The organism is Micromonospora echinospora (genome assembly GCF_014203425.1).
Lineage (GTDB): Bacteria > Actinomycetota > Actinomycetes > Mycobacteriales > Micromonosporaceae > Micromonospora > Micromonospora echinospora_A.
In genome coordinates, this window is the sequence record NZ_JACHJC010000001.1 from 4,548,556 (window position 1) to 4,565,333 (window position 16,778).

Consider the following 16,778-nt stretch of genomic DNA (forward strand, 5'->3'; position numbering starts at 1 on the left):
CACACGGTGCCGCCGAGGCCGTCTACCGGGCGTCAACCGCGCCCCATCGCGCCACAAACATGGTGACGCTGCGTTGACGGAAGCTGTGCGCGAGCTATGGGAAGATCGCCTTCCGGGTTCCAGCGGCGACACTTATTCGCAGATCACGGGCGTGTCACGGGGCCTACTGCGGACAGTCGGGTGAACGACCGACCGTTGACTGAGAGTAACAGGCGTTGATATTCTCCGTCTCGGTCAGCCCGGCCACGGTGGAGGTTTCCGACCGTGGCGGAGGCGTTCCGACACCGGCGTCGCGGGCGACGGGCCGGGAGACGAGGTCGGGACGAGGGTTCCGGTGCTGGGGGGTGCGCCGTGTCGGGTGGATCGAGGATGCCGACGGCGGGCGAACCCGCCCCACGGGTGGCACTGCACCTGCTCGGCGGATTCCAGTTGCTGCACGACGACACACCGGTGGTCGTACCCCGGGGCCTGCAACGCGTCATCGCCCTGATCGGCCTGCGCCCGGCCGCCACCCGCAGCCACCTCGCCGGGCTGCTCTGGCCCGAGACCCCGGAGGAGCGCGCGTTGTCGTCGCTGCGTACCGCGCTGTGGCGGCTGCGGCAGGACCCGTGCTGCCCGCTGCGCACCGACGGCGACACCGTCCGCCTCGGCCCGACGGTCCGCCTCGACGTGGACGACCTGGTGGAGACGGCGACGCTGGTACGCGAGGGCGCCGTCCCACGCGGCGCGGCCGGCGCCGGCCGCCACGACCTGCTCCCCGGCTGGTACGACGACTGGGTGCTGCTGGAACGCGAGCGGCTGCGCCAACTGCGCCTGCACATGCTGGAGGAACTCGCCGGCAACCACCTCACCGCCGGCCGGCACGGCGAGGCGCTGGAGGCGGCGCTGGAGGCGATGGCCGCCGAACCGCTGCGGGAGACCCCGCACCGCCTGGTGGTCCGCATCCACCTGGCCGAGGGCAACGCGTTCGAGGCGGTCCACTCCTTCTACGTCTACCGTGACCTGCTCCTGCGCGAACTGCGTCTGGAACCCTCCCCGGCCATGACGGCGCTGCTGGACGACACGCTCGCGCCGATCCGCCGCGCCAGCCGGCCGGAACCGCCGCCACGGCGCGCGGACCGCAGCGCCAAGCCGGCGCCGCGCGCGCCCGCCGCTCCGCCGCCACCATCAAAGCCCCGGGGTACGCGGTGACGGCGAGGTGACAGCGCGACCGACACGGTGAGGCCAGCACCGGTGCGGCAGAGGGGGTCACGATGAGTCGACTGTTGGTGGTCAGCCGGATCGTGCCGGGCGCACAGGGACGGGTGGCGCAGATCTTCGCCGAGTCCGACGCGACGGAACTGCCCCACCTCACCGGCGTCCGGCACCGGTCCCTGTACTACCTGCACGACCTGTGCGTCCATCTGATGGAGACGGTCGACGTGGCGCCCGACCTGACCGCGGAACTGCGCGACAACCCGCTCTACGAACAGATGAACAAGCGGCTGTCCGCGCACACCTCGCCATACCTGCCGACCTGGGACTCGCCCCGGGACGCGGTGGCCGGCTGCTTCTACAGCTGGACCGCCGCCGGCACCCGTGCGCCCGACCGGATCCGCTGACCGGACACGGGCGACGGACGGGGCGCCCCGGAACCACGCACGGCACCCAGGTTCCGGGGCGCCTCCCGGCCGTTCACAACTCGATTCCCGCTGACCGCCTGGCCGTGCGCCGGCAGGTCCTCCACCGTCCGCCCGACGCACGCTCGGTCACTTTCCGGCCACCGGCGGGCACCGCCCGTCCCGCCGTCGCGGCCCGCCACCGGCCTGCCTGTCGTCGGCGGCGCGCGTGTGCGAAGCTGCCCCGAGTCTTTCGCCATCGTCGTGCACGTACATAGAAGGAGGTTGGCCATGCCGTCGAGCTTCGGGCAGTGGCTGTTCGTGATCCTGGCCCTGCTCATCGGACTGGTCGTCGGCTGGGTGGTCAGCGGCCGCCGGCCCGGCGCCGCGACGCCCACGGTGGAGACCACCCCCGCGGTGACCGCCACCATCGACGAGCCGCGTCCGGTCGCGGTCGTCGACGAGCCCCCGGCGGCCGCCACCGTGTCCGAGCCCGCCCTCGCCGAGTCCGCGACCGTCGAGCCGGCCGTCGCCACCGCCGCCCGCTCCGCCGACGAGCCCGCCGCGGCCTCCCTCGCCGCCTCCGAGCCGGTCGCCTCCGACCCGGTCGTGTCCGAGCCCGAGCCCGTTGTTTCCGACCCGGTCATGTCCGAGCCCGTCGTGTCCGAGCCCGTCGTGTCCGAGCCCGAGCCCGTTGTTTCCGAGCCGGTCGTGTCCGAGCTGGTGTCGACCCCCGCCGAGAACGAGCCGGTGGCCACCGAACCGATTGCCGCGCCCGCGCCCGTGGCCGACGCCGACCCGGTGACGGCTCCGGCCACCGTTGACGCCGACCCGGTGACGGCTCCGGCCACCGTTGACGCCGACCCGGTGACGGCTCCGGCCACCGTTGACGCCGACCCGGTGGCGGCTCCGGCCACCGTTGACGCCGAGCCGGTGGCGGTTACGGCCGCCCAGGACGAGCCGGTCGCGGAGCACGAGCCCGCGGTTGGCACGACCATCGACGCGCAGGCCGTCGAGGCCGCGCCCGTCGAGGTCACCGAGCCGGCCGCCGTGCCCGCGCCGCGTACCTCGGTCGAGAACGACGTACCGGCCGCTACGGACACCGACGTGCCGGACGACTTCCGGCGGATCCAGGGCATCGGGCCGAAGCTGGCCGCCGCTCTGCAGGAAGCCGGGATCCGCACCTACCGGCAGCTCGCCGAGCTGGACGAAGCCGCGCTGCGGCAGACGGTGAAGGCCGCCGGCCTGCGCTCCGCGCCGGGTCTGGCCACCTGGTCGCAGCAGGCGAAGGTGCTGGCGGGTGCCGGCGCGGACGCCGACCGGGTGCTCCCGGCCGCCGCCGAGTAGACGCTCCTCCGCATTCCGGGCCGGTGGTGACAATGGTCGCCACCGGCCCGGCGCGTTTCCCCACCCCGCCACCTCCCCGACCTGACAGCCCGCCCCGCCACAACCCCGAACTGGCTACCTCACCACCCCATCGACCCCGCCACCTCACCGAACTGGCGCACCAACCCGCCAGAACCCCGACGTGGTGGCATCACCACCCCGTCACCCCGGACCGGTATGCCGGAAAACTGACCGCACGCGGGCGGGCATGACTACGGTCGGTGAAGGGCCGGCACGGCCCGCCGCACGAACCGCCACCCGCAGGAGCAAGTCGTGCCCACCGCAGCGCCGGAGCCCGCCGGCCGGCGAGCGCCGGTCCGCGATCCGGAGGCGCCACGCCGGGTCACGCTGCTGGAGCTCTTCTTCGACCTGGTCTACGTGGTCGCGCTCACGCTGATCTCGCGCAACCTGGTGGCCGGTGTCAGCTGGCAGCAGGCCGCCGAGTCCCTGGTCATACTGATGGCGATCTGGTGGACCTGGGCGATCACCACGCTCGTCACCGACATCTACGATCCGCAGCGCACCGAGATCAAGCTGCTGATCGTGGCGGTCATGTTCGGCGCGCTGCTGATGACCACAGCAATCCCGGAGGCGTTCGCCTCCCGCGGCCTGGTGTTCGGCGGCACGTACGTGGCGATCCATCTCGGACGCGGCCTGTTCCTGATGCCCGCCGTGCGCCGGCATACGCAGAGCAGCCGCCGGGCCATCCGCATCTTCGTCTGGTTCGCCGTATCGGCGGTGCCCTGGTTGATCGGCGCGCTCGCCGCGCACGGCACCGCCCGGTTGTGGTTCTGGGCCGGCGCCCTGGCCATCGACTATCTCGGGTTCCGGCTGGCGTATCCGGTGCCCTGGCTGGGCGCGGTGCCGCACGCCCAGCGCAACGTGACCGCCGAGCACCTCTCCGAGCGGTACCAGCAGTTCTTCATCATCGCGCTCGGCGACGCCGTGCTGGTCGCCGGCACCGTGTTCAGTACGCACCACTCGGAGGTGGAGAACCTGGCCGCCTTCGCCGTCGCGTTCTTCACCACGCTGCTGCTCTGGCGCATCTACGTGCACAAGTCCGGTGAGTTGCTGCCGCACGCCATCGCGCGGGCCGCCCAGCCGAGCCGGTTCCTCAACACCGCGCCGTACACCCATCTGCTGATGGTGGCCGGCGTGGTGGCCACCGCGGCGGGCTTCGACCTGGTCCTGCTGGAACCGACCGGCCACACCCCGCCGGCCTGGCTGGCGGTGATCCTCGGCGGCCCGGCGCTGTTCCTGGCCGGTCGGGCCGCCTTCGAGTACGAGGTGTTCAGCCGCGTCTCGCGGTCCCGCCCCGGCGGGGTGCTGGCGCTGTTGACGATCGCGCCGGCCGCGTTGTTCCTGGCGCCGGTCTACGCCTCCGGGGGCGCGATGCTGGTCCTGGCCGGGGTGGCCGTCGCCGACTACCGCCGGAGCCGGGGCCGCCCGCCCGAGGAGCCGGTGCCGCCGCACTGACGGACGCCGCCGGTAATCGGAATCGGCCGCGCCGGGACCGGCGCGCCGTTTGGCGGATCACCCGCCCGGGGTACATGGCCTCCACCTCGAATCCACCACAACCCCAGTGGAGGCAACTGATGCGCGGCACCTCGATATTCGGCGTCCTGGTCGTCATCTGGCTCATCATCGGTGCCATCGCCGCCGGTCAGCGCGGCTACTACGGCAACGACGAGACGAACTGCGCGGAGGCGGGCACGATCCTGGTCACCATCGTGGCCGGCCCGCTGAACTACATCGGCGCCAACCCGAAGGTGGACTGCAAGCTTCCCGAGCCGTCCAAGTAGGCCGCCACCCCCGTACTCCCCTCTCGGCCCGCGCCCGCCCAGCGAGCGCGGGCCGTTCCGTGCGAGCCGGGCGGTGTGCCACTACCTCTCAGGCGTCCTAGGAGGCTGGGTTTAGTCGGGGTTTGCCGGGCGGAGGGGTGGGAACGGCAGCGGTTCGCCGACGACGGGAACGGAGAACCGGGCATGCGGATCGGCTACAAGCTCGCCTCGGAGGCGTTCGGGCCCCAGGAACTGATCCGGCAGGCGATCCGGGCCGAGGAGGCCGGCTTCGACTTCGTCGAGATGAGCGACCACTACCACCCCTGGCTGGAGTCGCAGGGGCACTCCTGCTTCACCTGGAGCGCGCTCGGCGCGATCGCCGCCCGTACCGGCACGCTCGGCCTCGCCACCGGGGTCACCTGCCCCACCGTCCGCTACCACCCGGCGATCGTCGCGCAGGCCGCGGCGACCATGGCGCTGATCTCCGACGGGCGGTTCACGCTCGGAGTGGGCGCCGGCGAGCGGCTCAACGAGCACGTCATCGGGCAGGGGTTCCCCAGCGTACGGGGGCGGCACGAGCGGCTGCGCGAGGCGCTGGAGATCATCCGGTTGCTCTGGCAGGGCGGTTACCGGTCCTACGAGGGGCGGCACCTGAAGCTGGAGGACGCCCGGATCTGGGACCTGCCCGACGATCCGCCGGTGATCGCCGTGGCGGCCAGCGGCCGGGAGTCCGCCGGCCTGGCGGCCGAGCTGGGCACCGGCCTGTTCGCCACCGAGCCGAAGTCGTCCATCGTCGACCAGTACCGCAACGCCGGCGGCCGGGGCCCCCGTTACGCGGAGGTGCCGATGGCCTGGGCCACCGACGAGGAGTCGGCGGTACGCGCGGCGAAGGAGACCAGCCGCTGGGCGGTCACCGGCTGGAAGGTGATGAGCGAGCTGCCGAACCCGGTGAACTTCGACGCCGCCACCACCTGGGTCGAGGACCACCACATCCGCAGGCAGTTCTCCGTCGGCCCGGATGCCGGGCCGCACGTGGAGAAGGCCCGCGCGTACGTCGAGGCCGGCTTCGACCACATCGTGCTGCAGAACGCCGGCCCGGACCCGGACGGCTTCCTCGACTTCTGCGCCCGCGACCTGCTCGCCCGGGTCCGCGCCCTCGGGTCCTAGCCGGGCGGGTCAGCCGCCGACGTGGATGCCGGGACGGCGGGTGGGATCCGGCTCGGACTTGCGGATGATCTCCCGCACCACCGGCGGGGTGTCGCCGCGGCCGAGGATGAGGTAGCGCAGCAGGTGAGCGATCGGGTTCCCCTCCGACCACTCGAAGTGGCAGTGCGGGCGTACCCCGGTGGCGTCGCGCAGCGCCAGCAGGATCGCGGCGATCGCGTTCGGCGCGGCCGGGCTGCCGGCGCGCAGGATCCGGTAGCCGCCGGCCTCCACCCCGTGCACCCGCAGCACCTGGCTGAACTGCGACGGGTCGCTCACGTCGATCTCCAGGAAGAGCACGTCGGCGGCGCCGGGCACCGGATTCATCGACCGTTGCGCCCGCTCCTTCACCCGGTACTCCTTGACCGACCCGCGCTGCCGCTTGTTGGCGATCAGGTGCAGCCGCCCGTCCCGGGCCACCGACTCGTCGACGAACCGGCGGGCCGTCTCGTCGAACTCGATCCGCTCGGCGCGCAGCTCGGTGGTCCGGGTGACCCGGGAGATCAGTGACACCGCGACGATCCCGGCGATGAAGAACCCGGAGATCGTGATCCCGTCGGGCTTGGCCACCACGTTCTCCGCCAGCGCGTACAGCAGCACGGCGGTGAGCAGCGCGAACCCGGTGCCGGCCGCGCGGCTGCCGGCCCGCAGCGCCGCGATGGTCACCGCTATCGCGCCGGAGACCATCATCGCCAGGATGCCCGTGGCGTACGCGCCGGCCTGGGCGTTGACGTCGGCGGAGAACGCGATGGTGATGGCGACGCTGATCGCGGTGTAGACAAGCACCACCGGGCGGACCGCGCGGCCCCACTCCGGCGCCATGCCGTACGACGGCAGGTAGCGCGGCACGATGTTGATCAGCCCGGCCATCGCCGAGGCGCCGGCGAACCAGAGGATGAGGATGCTGCTGATGTCGTAGACGGTGCCGAACGCCTGGCCGAGATGCTCGTGGGCGAGGAACGCGAGCGCCCGGCCGTTGGCCGGCCCACCGGGCTCGAACGCCTCGGGCGGGATCAGCACGGTGGTGACGAACGTGGTGGCGATCAGGTAGACCGACATGATCAGCGCGGCGGCGGTGAGCAGCCGGCGGGTGTTGCGGATGCGGGCGGCCAGCCGCTGCTCCGGATCGTCGCCGCCGCCGCGCACCAGCGGCATCATGCTCACCCCGGTCTCGAAGCCGGACAGGCCGAGCACCAGCAGCGGGAACGCGAGCACGCTGGTGGCCAGCACGTCCCCGGGCCCGCCGGCGTCGGCCAGCCGACCGGTCCAGTCGGCCAGCGGCGCCGGGTCGGCAGCCAGCTCGGCCACCCCGGCGACCACCACCACCGCGTTCAGCGCCAGGAACACCGCCACCAGCGGGATGGCGACCTGCACCGCCTCGCTGAACCCGAGCAGGAACACGCCGCCGAGCACGAGCAGCAGCGCCACGGTGACCAGCACCGCCGCGGTCTGCCCGTGCGGGAACGAGGCGGGCAGCACCGGGTTCTCCAGCAGGTGCACGCTGGCGTCGGCGGCGGAGAGCGTGATCGTGATGATCCACGAGGTGGCGACGAAGCCCAGCAGCACCAGCACGAAGACCTTGCCGCGCCAGAACGGCAGCAGCCGCTCCAGCATCGCCACCGAGCCCTGCCCGTGCGGGCTCTCCCGGGCCACCCGCCGGTACATCGGCAGCATCCCGAGCAGGGTCAGGGCCACGATCAGCAGGGTGGCCAGCGGGCTGAGCGCGCCGGCCGCCACGACCGCGATGCCCGGCAGGTAGGACAGCGTGGAGAAGTAGTCGACGCCGGTCAGGCACATCACCTGCCACCACGGGTGCGACCGGGCCTGGTGCTCCCGGACCTCCGGGCCGACCGGTTCGACGCGGTGGGCGAACAACCACCGGTGCAGCGGGCCGGGCGGTGGGGCCGGACGGGCCGGGGCGGCCACCCGTTCCGGCAGCTCCGGCACGGGACGAGCGGGCCGCTCGGCGTGGTCGCCGTGCCGGCCGGCCCGGGCGGCCGCGGCGGCGTGCGCCTCCCGGCGCCGCGCCCGCGTACGCCTGGGCTGTTCCGCGTCCCCCGCCTGCCCCATCTGCTCCCCTTCGTCCCCCTGGCAAAGACGGTAGGGGTTGTCCCGGCCGTGGCCCGGTCGAACCGGTCAAAGATCCGCTGCGTCGGCGGTCACCGCGTCGCGCAGCGCCGCCGGGTCGGCCACGGTGACGGTGACCGCCGGATGCCGTGGCCACGGACCGGGCGCCAGCGCCGGCACCGGCTCGGCGAACCGCAGGCAGACACCGGCGGCCACACCGGCGCCGAAGGTCACCCCGCCGTCGGCCAGCGACAGGTGCGGGCCGATCGCCCGCCACCAGCGGTACGGCCCGCTCAGCTCGGCGCCGGTGACGTTGTCCCTGGAGGTGCGCAGCAGCCACGGGCCGAACCGGACGAGCAGGCCGTCCGGGCCCCACTCGACCCAGGCCGTGGCGGGCCGTATGCCGAGCAGCGCCAGCGGCAGCCGGAACGCCGGGTCGAAGCGGAACGGGAAGCGGAGGGTCGGTTCGTCTCGCGGCACTGCGGCGAGGTACCCGGTCCGGCGGCGCCGACACCCGACGGCGGCGTCCCCGCGTCCCGCGCCCGGACGGCGGGACGCGGGGACCCCCCGTCCCGGCTACTGCAGGAACGCCCCGAGGGGCGACAGCAGCAGCCGGCCGAGCAGCGCGGCGTTGTCGTCCAGCCGCGTCCGCTCACACTCGCGGGCCTCCGGGTCGTGGCGGCAGCGCCAGATCTTCTGCGCGTTGCGCCAGGCCACGTTCCGGGTGTACTCCACCAGTTCGCCCTGGTACCAGTCGTCGATGTCGCCGTTCACCATGTCGATCATGAGCTGCCACCTGTCCAGGTAGCCCCGGCGCAGCTGCGGGATCCGCTCGGCGAAGATCTTGTTGATCTCCAGGTAGTCGCAGTGCTGGTCACTGCCGTCGATCGGCTCGGAGTCCAGGCTGTCGAACGTCGTCACCAGCGCGAACGGCAGGTCGTAGTTGATGTGCGCGTTGACGCCCGCGGCGGCCGAGGGCAGCGGGCGGGCGTCCGGGCCGCGCATCCGCTTGAACAGGCACTCCCACGCCCGGGGCGTGCTCGGGCTGGAGTCGGTCCAGAACCGCAGCGCCTCGAAGTAGCGGGCCGCGAACTCCACGTCCAGGCGGGCCAGGAAGGGCGGGTCGTGGAACCGGTCCTCGTACAGGCCGTCGAGCACGGTGCTGGTGATGACCAGGTAGAGCTTGTTGAAGTCGGCGAGGGGGCAGCTCTCCTCCAGCGGCGGGAGCCGGACCAGCAGATCCTGAAGCTTGGTGAGATGGTCCACGACCGCCGGCACGTCGGCCGGGTGATCGGCGAGCAACCCGACGATGTCCTGGTGCACAGGACCCCAGACCGGTTCGGTCATCTTTCCTCCACGATGGTCGGCGCCCCCACGATGCGCCACTGCTCCGGCGCACAGCGTGCCAGCCGGCGACCGCCCGCCGGATCGGTAGAACGACGTATTGCCGACGTACGTCTATGCCGGACGGTTACGCAGGAAGATGGCGCTGGCCTGCACCCGCGTACGGACCTGCAGCTTGTCGAAGATGTGCGAGACGTGGACGCCGATGGTCCGCTCACTGATGAACAGCCGCTGGCCGATCTCCCGGTTCGTCAGCCCCTCGGCGACCGCCGCGAGCACCTCCCGCTCCCGCGCGGTGAGCGCGGCCAGCTCGTCCACAGTGGGCCCGGCGGGGGCCGCCCGGGGCCGGGGCACCGGCGCCGGATCGGGCGCGGCGTCCACTGTCACCCGGGCCCGCGAGGCGATGGTACGGATCTCCGCGGTCAGCGGCGCCGCGCCGAGCGACTGGGCCGTCCCGTACGCCTGCCGCAGCAGCTTGCCCGCGGTCGCCACCCGGCTGCGTCGGGCCAGCAGCGCCTCGGCCTGCCGCAACCGGGAGTACGCCGCCGGATAGGGGTGGTTGCGCCGGTCCCACTCGAGCGCCGAGCGCTCCCACAGCGCGGGGTCGCCACGGCCGTCGTCGAGCCTGCTCAGCTCGGCGTCGCAGAGCGCCAGGAATCCGTCGGCGACGTACCGCACCGGCGCGCCCGCCTGAGCGCTCTTGCGGGTCGCCCGGTCGACCGCCTCGCGCAGCCGGCGTACCGCGTTCGGGTCCGGCTCGATGGTGCGGCCGGCTGCGGCCTCGGCCTCCGCGCGCAGCCCGTGCCAGGCCAGCGTGGCCAGCACGATCACGTCGTCAGACCGGCTCTCGGTCAGGCCCCGCTGCACCGCCTGCCGGGCCAGGTCGTGCCGGCCCTGCCACATCGACAGGCCGGCGCGCAGGATGAGCATCGGCAGCACGTGCCGGGCGCCACCGCCGGCCAGCATGGTGGCCACCGCCTCCAGGTCCCGGTCCGACGCCTCGACGTCGCCGTACCCGACGGAGAGCCGGCACCGGGCCAGCAGCAGCTCGACCGCGTCGGCGCCGGAAGGGCGGTGCCGCAGCGCGGCGGCGACGACCTTCTCCGCCTCGGCCCACTGCCCCACCCGGAACAGCCCGTTCGTCGCCACCGCCAGCAGCCGGGTCTCCCAGGTGCGGCCCAGCCCCAGCTCGGCGACCCGTTCGGCGCCGCGGCGGGCCACCACCACACCCTCCTCAAGGATGTTCAGCGGGCCGGTCATCAGCTCGGCCAGGTGCAGGTACGCGCACGCCACGTCCTCCGGGTGGCCGGAGCGCTCGGCGGTGTCCAGCGCCCGGCGCATGACCGCCAGGCCGGACGTCGGGTCCTCCAGGAACGCCTCACTGAACCCGAGCGCGGCGCTGGCCATCACCACCTCGGAGGTGGAGTCCGGCACGTCGGCGGCGAGCGCCAGCGCCTCCCGGGCCAGCTCACCGGCCTCGGCGTAGCGGCCCAGGTGCAGCAGCAGCTCGGCCAGCCGGGCCGCGGCGGCGCAGCGCTCGTACGGCGTGCAGTCGGGCGAGGCCAGCACCTGCCGGTACTCCTCCTCGGCCGGCGCGGAACGGCCCGCCGCCGCCAGGTAGCGGGCACGCCGGATGTGCAGCGCGCAGACCGGCGGCCCGGACGGGTCGGTGGCCAGCTCCTCCAGCAGGGTCAGGGCGCGGGCGTGCTCCCCGCTGTGGTGCGCGGCCTCGGCGGCGTTGCTGAGCAGCTCGGCGCGGTCCACCTGGACCGGCTCGGGCCGGCCGCCGTCCGGCAGCACGGCAGGCGGCTCGGTGGCGAGCGTCAGCGCGGCGGACCAGTGGCGGTGCGCCTCGGCGTACCCGTGCAGCCGCTCCGCCTCGCGGGCGGCGGCCATCGCGGCGGGCAGCGCCCGGGCCGGCTCGCCGGCGTGCCGCCAGTGGTGGGCCAGCCGGGCCTGGTGCAGCTCGCCCGGGCCGGCGGTGAGCGCCTCGGCGAAGCGGCGGTGCAGCGCGGCCCGCTCGGCGGGCAGCAGCTCGCCCGCCAGGACCTCGGCGACCAGCCGGTGGCGCAGCCGGTAGCCGTCGTCGGCGCCGACCAGCAGGCGGTGCGCCACCGCCTCACGGACCGCGTCGAGCAGCTCCTCCTCGGGCAGCCGGACCACCTGGGCCAGCAGCCAGTGCGCGACCGGCTCGACGCCCACTGCGACCGCGTGCACCACGGCGTGCGCGGGCTGCGGCAGCGCGTCGACCCGGTCGAGGAACACCTCGCGCACGGTGTCGGAGATGCCGTCGCGTCCGTCACGCCGGTCGCGGGCCAGCTCCTCGGCCACGAACGGGTTGCCGCCACTGCGCTGCCAGAGCTGGTCGGCAGCCTCCGGCGGTAGCGGCGCGCCGACCACGGCGGCGGCCAGCTCGTCGGTGGCGGCCCGGTCCAGCGGCAGCAGATCGACCACCCGCACCGAGCGCAGCCGGCGCAGTTCGGTGAGGACCCGGCGCAGCGGGTGCGCGCCGCGCAGCGACTCGGCCCGGATCGCGGCCAGCACGGACAGCTGGAGGTCGCCCAGGCCGGCGAGCAGGTAGAGCAGGAGCTGGCGCGTGCTGCGGTCGACCCACTGCAGATCGTCGAGGACGAGCACCAGCGGCCGCCCGCCGGCCACCAGGTGCAGACCCTGGGCGACGCGCTCCAGCAGCGCCCCGGCGCCGTCCGGGCCGGGCGTCTCCTCGTCGAAGACCTGCAACAACCCGCGGATCGCCGACGCGGTACGCGCCTCACCCTGCTCGGCGTCGAGCCGGCGCACCGCCTGGCGTACCGGGTGCAGCGGCGAGGCGTCGCCGATGTCCAGGCAGGCGCCGGTCAGCACCAGGGCCCCGGCCTGCCGCAACTGCTCACCGGCCTCGGTCAGCAGGCGGGTCTTGCCCACTCCGCTCTCACCGGTGAGGAACACCGCCCCGGTCCGCCCGGGCCGCAGGTCGTCGAAGAGCGCCGACCGCAGCGTCGCCATGGTGCCGGTGCGGCCGACGAGCGGTGCGGTGTCCACTTCGCTGGCCATGGGACGCAGCCTAGTCACAGGGCCCCGCACCGTTCTACGGCCGCGGGGCCGGACTCGTACTCCTCGCGTCGACTACACGACTAATGGTTGCGGGTGGCCGACATACGTCGTCCTACCGATCCCCCGAGAACCCGGTGGTGAAAGTCTTCGGAGGTCGTCAGGCACCGGACCAGGGAAAGGGTGGGTGCGATGTTGATCACCACGCCCGTGGGGAGCCGGGAAGCAGTCGTCGCGGTGTGCCGGCCGCTGCCGGAGGAACGCCGCACGGTGACCGTCCTCTTCGTCGACATCGTCGGCTCGACCCGGCTGGTCGAGCGCCTCGATCCGGAGGACGTTCGGGCGTTGCAGCGCGCCTACTTCGGCACCGTCGCCTCGGTGCTGCGCCGCTGGCGGGGCGTGGTGGAGAAGTACGTCGGCGACGCGGTGATGGCGTTGTTCGGCGCGTCCGCTTCGGACGGCTTCGACGCGTACCGGGCGGTGCGGGCCGGGCTGGACATCCAGGCCGCGCTGGACCGGCGGCGGCCCGGCGGGATCCGGCTGCGCGTGCGGGTCGGCGTGGCGACCGGCGAGGTGCTGCTCGACCTGGCCTGCGCCCACGACGGGGGCCACGGCGCGGCGAGCGGCGCGGTCATCACCACCGCGGCCCGGCTCCAGGAGCACGCGCCGCCCGGCGGTGTGGTGGTCTGCCCGGTCACCCGCGACGCGGTGGCCGGCCTGGTCGAGCAGCGTCCACTCGCCACCATGACCCTCGCCGGCAAGTCGCTGCCGCTGGACGTGTGGCGGGTGACCGGGACGGCCGGGCGCCGGCCGGCGCGGCACCGCGCCCCGCTGGTCGGGCGGCGGCGTGAGCTGGCCACCGCGGCCGAGGAGGTGACCGCGGCGCTCCGGCAGCGGCGCCCTCGGTGGATCTCGCTGGTCGGGCCGCCGGGCAGCGGCCGCAGCCGGCTGCTGCACGAGGTGATCCGCGCGGTGTCGCGGGTGGACGGTGTCCCGGTGTGCCGGCGCGTGGCGTACTGCCCGCCGTACCCGGCCGGCGAGCTGGCACCCCTGGCCGACCTGCTCCGTACCCGGGTCGAGGCCCTCCACCCGCTGCCGGGCGCGGCCGTCGCCGACGGTCCGGGCGGCGGGGCGCTGGCCGCGTTCCTGGCCGCGCCGCACGACGACACCGCGGCGGCGCGGGCCGTGGTGGCCTGCCGGGAGGCGCTGCTCGGCCTGGCCACCGAGGCGCCCGTGGTGGTGGCCGTTGACGACCTGGACCGGGCCGCACCGGCGCTGCGCCGGTTCCTGCGCCAGCTCCACGTCGCGGCGAGCGACCGCGGGCTGCCGCTCGCGGTGGTCACCACGTACGGCTCCGGGTCGGCCGACCCGCTGCCCGCCCCGGGAACCCGGCGGATCCCGCTGCGCCCGCTGGGCCCGCTGGAGACCGGACGGCTGCTGCGGCACCTGCTCGGCCGCGCCGGCCGGCCCCCCGCGCTCGCCGCGCGGCTGCTCCCGCTGGCCGGCGGCAGCCCGGCCGTCGCGACCGCGTACGCCCTGACCGACCCGGCGGACGAACCGGCCGGCGTGCCCGCCGCCGCGCGCCGGCTGGTGGACGCCCGGATGGACCGGCTGGACGGCACGCACCGGGCGGTGCTGATGGCCGGCGCGGCCCGCGGTGGCCCGGTGGCCGCCGCGACGGTGGAGGCGATGCTCGGCTGGCCCGCCGGCCGGGCGACACCGGTGCTGCGCGCCCTGGCGGTGGCCGGACTGCTGCGCCCCGCCGCGACGGGTGGGTGGACGGTCGAGCCGCTGGTGGGGCGGGTGGCCGCGCACCGGCTCTCCCGGGCCGTACGAGCGGACTTCGCCCGCCGCCTTCGCGCCGTGTCGGAGGGCGGCGACATCGGCGCTCCGGACGCGGTGGCCGACGGCGATCGCGTCGCAGCGCGCGCCGGTCTCCGGGCCGTCGGCGTGGCCGGGACGCCGGGCGCGGTGGCCGGTGGCGGACACGCCGCCGCCCGGGCGGCCGGAGCGGGCGCGGGTCGGCATCCGGCCCGCGTCCCGGAGGACACCGCTGCCGGCTTCGCGCCGGCAGCGGGAACCGGTGTCCCCACGTGGGACACCGACGAGCGGGGCATTTTCCCGCTCGGGGCGGGACGGTCGCGCCGGTCGGGTGGAGGGGCCCGACCGGCGCCCGTCCCGCCGGACCGGGGCGACGCGCTCCGGGCCATGCCCGGCTTGCCGGCCCGGGCCGGCCCGGCGGCCGGCGATCTCACGGCGTGGCCCGGGTGGCGGACCGTCCCGTTACCCGGAGCCGCGGCGCGGCCCGAGGGGGTGGGCCGCGCGCGGCGACGAGCCGGGCCCGGCGGGTACGCGCCGGGACTCGCCGCCTGACCGTGACGTCCGGGTCGGAGCGGGCACGGGGCCACTCCGGCCCGGACGGTCACCGGCCGGGCAGCACCAGGGCGACGGCCGCGGGAGGCGCCGGGGCGTCAGTCGCGGGCGATCGTGCGGCTGCGCCCCCGGAACTCCGCCACCACCTCGTCGCCGCGTCGCACCGTGACGTCGTAGATGCCGCTGCGGCCGTGCCGGACCCGCTCGGTGGCGTACGCCTCCAGCACGTCACCCTCGCGCACCGGGCGCAGGAAGCTGATCTCGCCGCCGGCCGCCACGGTGGCCGGGCCGTGGCTGTTGCAGGCGAGCGCGAACGCCGTGTCGGCGAGCAGGAACACGAAGCCGCCGTGCCCGATCGCGTGCCCGTTGAGCATCGCCGGTGTGACCCGCATCCGCGCCACGGCCGCGCCGTCGCCGGCCGAGACGAGCTCGATGCCGAGCCCCTTGGACGCCACGTCGGCGTCGAACATGTCGTGCGCCGCGGTACGGCCGCCGTCGCCGGCCATGTCAGGACTCCCGCCGCTGGTCGACGATGCGGCGCATCTTGCCCATCGACCGTTCCACGCCGTCCGGTTCGATCACCCGTACCGCGACGGAGACGCCGATGGTGTTCTTGACCTGCTCGGCCAGCGCCACGCCGGCCCGCTCGGCCTCGTCGGCAGCCGCGTCCGCGCGCCGCTCCACGTGGACGGCGAGCGTGTCCATCCGCCCCCGCCGGTCGAGCACGCACTGGAAGTGCGGCGACAGGGCCGGGGTACGCAGGATCAGCTCCTCGATCTGGGTCGGGAAGACGTTCACCCCCCGGACGATCATCATGTCGTCGGTACGCCCGGTGATCTTCTCGATCCGCCGCATCGGGCGGGCCGTGCCGGGCAGCAGCCGGGTCAGGTCGCGGGTGCGGTAGCGGATGACCGGCATGGCCTCCTTGGTCAGCGAGGTCAGCACCAGCTCGCCCCGCTCCCCGTCGGGCAACACCTCCCCGGTCACCGGGTCGATGATCTCCGGGTAGAAGTGGTCCTCCCACAGGTGCAGGCCGTCCTTGGTCTCCACGCACTCGACAGCCACACCCGGTCCCATCACCTCGGAGAGCCCGTAGATGTCCAGCGCGTGCATGTCCAGGCGCTGCTCCAGCTCACGGCGCATGTCCTCGGTCCACGGCTCGGCCCCGAAGATCCCGACCCGCAGCGAGGTGGCGCGCGGGTCGACGCCCTGGCGTTCCATCTCGTCCACGATGGCGAGCATGTAGCTCGGGGTCACCATGATGACCTCCGGCGCGAGGTCGCGGATCAGCATCACCTGGCGTTCGGTCATGCCGCCGGAGACCGGGACGACAGTGCAGCCCAGCTCCTCGGCGCCGTAGTGCGCGCCGAGGCCGCCGGTGAACAGGCCGTAGCCGTACGCGACGTGCACCCGGTCGCCGCGGCGGCCACCGGCGGCCCGGATCGAGCGGGCCATGAGCTTCGCCCAGGTGTACAGGTCGGCGCGGGTGTAGCCGACCACCGTGGGGCGCCCGGTGGTGCCGGAGGAGGCGTGCAGGCGGGCGATCCGTTCGCGGGGCACCGCGAACATGCCGAACGGGTAGTTCTCCCGCAGCTCGGCCTTGGTGGTGAACGGGAAGCGGGCCAGGTCGGTCAGCTCGCGCAGGTCGCCGGGGTGCGCGCCGGCGCCGTCGAACGCGCGGCGGTAGTGCGGCACGTTGTCGTACGCGTGGCGCAGCGAGTGGCGCAGCCGGTCCAGTTGCAGGGCGCGCAGCTCGTCGACGCCGATCCGCTCGACGGGATCCAGCTCGTCCGGACGAGGGGTGCGGTCCTGCACGGCTACCTCCTGGCGCGACGGGCCCCGGACGCCGCCGCGCCGGGCGCTGAGCCCACCGTACGCCCGCCCTCACCCTCCCGCCCTCCCCCGCCACCCCCTCCCCCGCGATCTTGCACTTGCCGCCCCTCGGGTGTCCCCTTCGCGCGCAATGCCGGGGCCGAAA

13 protein-coding genes are annotated in these 16,778 nt (G+C 74.5%); 7 read left to right on the top strand and 6 right to left on the bottom strand.

Features of this window, described 5'->3' with window-relative positions; translation table 11 throughout:
- Positions 1 to 369: 369 nt before the first annotated feature.
- The 6 genes from FHU28_RS21200 to FHU28_RS21225 all read left to right on the top strand — a co-directional run bounded on the left by FHU28_RS21200 (position 370) and on the right by FHU28_RS21225 (position 5,932).
- On the top strand, positions 370 to 1,191 hold the full coding sequence (locus FHU28_RS21200) for an AfsR/SARP family transcriptional regulator (protein ID WP_184686248.1): 822 nt from the start codon (positions 370 to 372) through the stop codon (positions 1,189 to 1,191).
- A gap of 62 nt (positions 1,192 to 1,253) precedes the next feature.
- Positions 1,254 to 1,601: a TcmI family type II polyketide cyclase gene (locus tag FHU28_RS21205; RefSeq protein WP_184686249.1), complete on the top strand. Its 348-nt coding sequence runs from the start codon at positions 1,254 to 1,256 to the stop codon at positions 1,599 to 1,601.
- Positions 1,602 to 1,889: 288 nt separating this feature from the next.
- Complete coding sequence (locus tag FHU28_RS21210; RefSeq protein ID WP_184686250.1) at positions 1,890 to 2,945, top strand: helix-hairpin-helix domain-containing protein; 1,056 nt, start codon at positions 1,890 to 1,892, stop codon at positions 2,943 to 2,945.
- 312 nt (positions 2,946 to 3,257) lie between these two features.
- Positions 3,258 to 4,460 (top strand): low temperature requirement protein A, encoded by a 1,203-nt coding sequence (locus tag FHU28_RS21215; RefSeq protein WP_184686251.1) that lies wholly within the window; start codon positions 3,258 to 3,260, stop codon positions 4,458 to 4,460.
- Positions 4,461 to 4,579: 119 nt separating this feature from the next.
- Complete coding sequence (locus FHU28_RS21220) at positions 4,580 to 4,786, top strand: hypothetical protein (RefSeq protein WP_030504423.1); 207 nt, start codon at positions 4,580 to 4,582, stop codon at positions 4,784 to 4,786.
- A gap of 183 nt (positions 4,787 to 4,969) precedes the next feature.
- Positions 4,970 to 5,932 (top strand): TIGR03557 family F420-dependent LLM class oxidoreductase, encoded by a 963-nt coding sequence (locus FHU28_RS21225; protein ID WP_184686252.1) that lies wholly within the window; start codon positions 4,970 to 4,972, stop codon positions 5,930 to 5,932.
- Between the two features lie 9 nt (positions 5,933 to 5,941).
- Here FHU28_RS21225 and FHU28_RS21230 read toward each other — a convergent pair whose 3' ends face one another.
- The 4 genes from FHU28_RS21230 to FHU28_RS21245 form a co-directional block, all read right to left on the bottom strand.
- Positions 5,942 to 8,038 carry an APC family permease gene (locus tag FHU28_RS21230; protein WP_184686253.1) on the bottom strand — a complete coding sequence of 699 codons (2,097 nt, stop codon included), beginning with the start codon at positions 8,036 to 8,038 and terminating at the stop codon, positions 5,942 to 5,944.
- A 66-nt stretch (positions 8,039 to 8,104) separates the two neighbouring features.
- Positions 8,105 to 8,515 (bottom strand): hypothetical protein, encoded by a 411-nt coding sequence (locus tag FHU28_RS21235; protein WP_184686254.1) that lies wholly within the window; start codon positions 8,513 to 8,515, stop codon positions 8,105 to 8,107.
- Between the two features lie 96 nt (positions 8,516 to 8,611).
- Complete coding sequence (locus FHU28_RS21240; RefSeq protein ID WP_073828424.1) at positions 8,612 to 9,382, bottom strand: DUF5995 family protein; 771 nt, start codon at positions 9,380 to 9,382, stop codon at positions 8,612 to 8,614.
- A gap of 111 nt (positions 9,383 to 9,493) precedes the next feature.
- Positions 9,494 to 12,430, bottom strand: coding sequence for a helix-turn-helix transcriptional regulator (locus FHU28_RS21245; RefSeq protein ID WP_184686255.1), 2,937 nt, complete (start codon positions 12,428 to 12,430; stop codon positions 9,494 to 9,496).
- Between the two features lie 189 nt (positions 12,431 to 12,619).
- Between FHU28_RS21245 and FHU28_RS21250 the strand changes: the two genes are divergently transcribed.
- Positions 12,620 to 14,800 (top strand): adenylate/guanylate cyclase domain-containing protein, encoded by a 2,181-nt coding sequence (locus FHU28_RS21250; RefSeq protein WP_184686256.1) that lies wholly within the window; start codon positions 12,620 to 12,622, stop codon positions 14,798 to 14,800.
- A gap of 98 nt (positions 14,801 to 14,898) precedes the next feature.
- Here the strand turns inward: FHU28_RS21250 and paaI are convergent, their stop codons facing one another.
- Complete coding sequence (gene paaI, locus FHU28_RS21255) at positions 14,899 to 15,306, bottom strand: hydroxyphenylacetyl-CoA thioesterase PaaI (protein WP_073828421.1); 408 nt, start codon at positions 15,304 to 15,306, stop codon at positions 14,899 to 14,901.
- A gap of 1 nt (position 15,307) precedes the next feature.
- Positions 15,308 to 16,615: a phenylacetate--CoA ligase PaaK gene (paaK, locus tag FHU28_RS21260; protein WP_184686257.1), complete on the bottom strand. Its 1,308-nt coding sequence runs from the start codon at positions 16,613 to 16,615 to the stop codon at positions 15,308 to 15,310.
- Positions 16,616 to 16,778 lie beyond the last annotated feature (163 nt).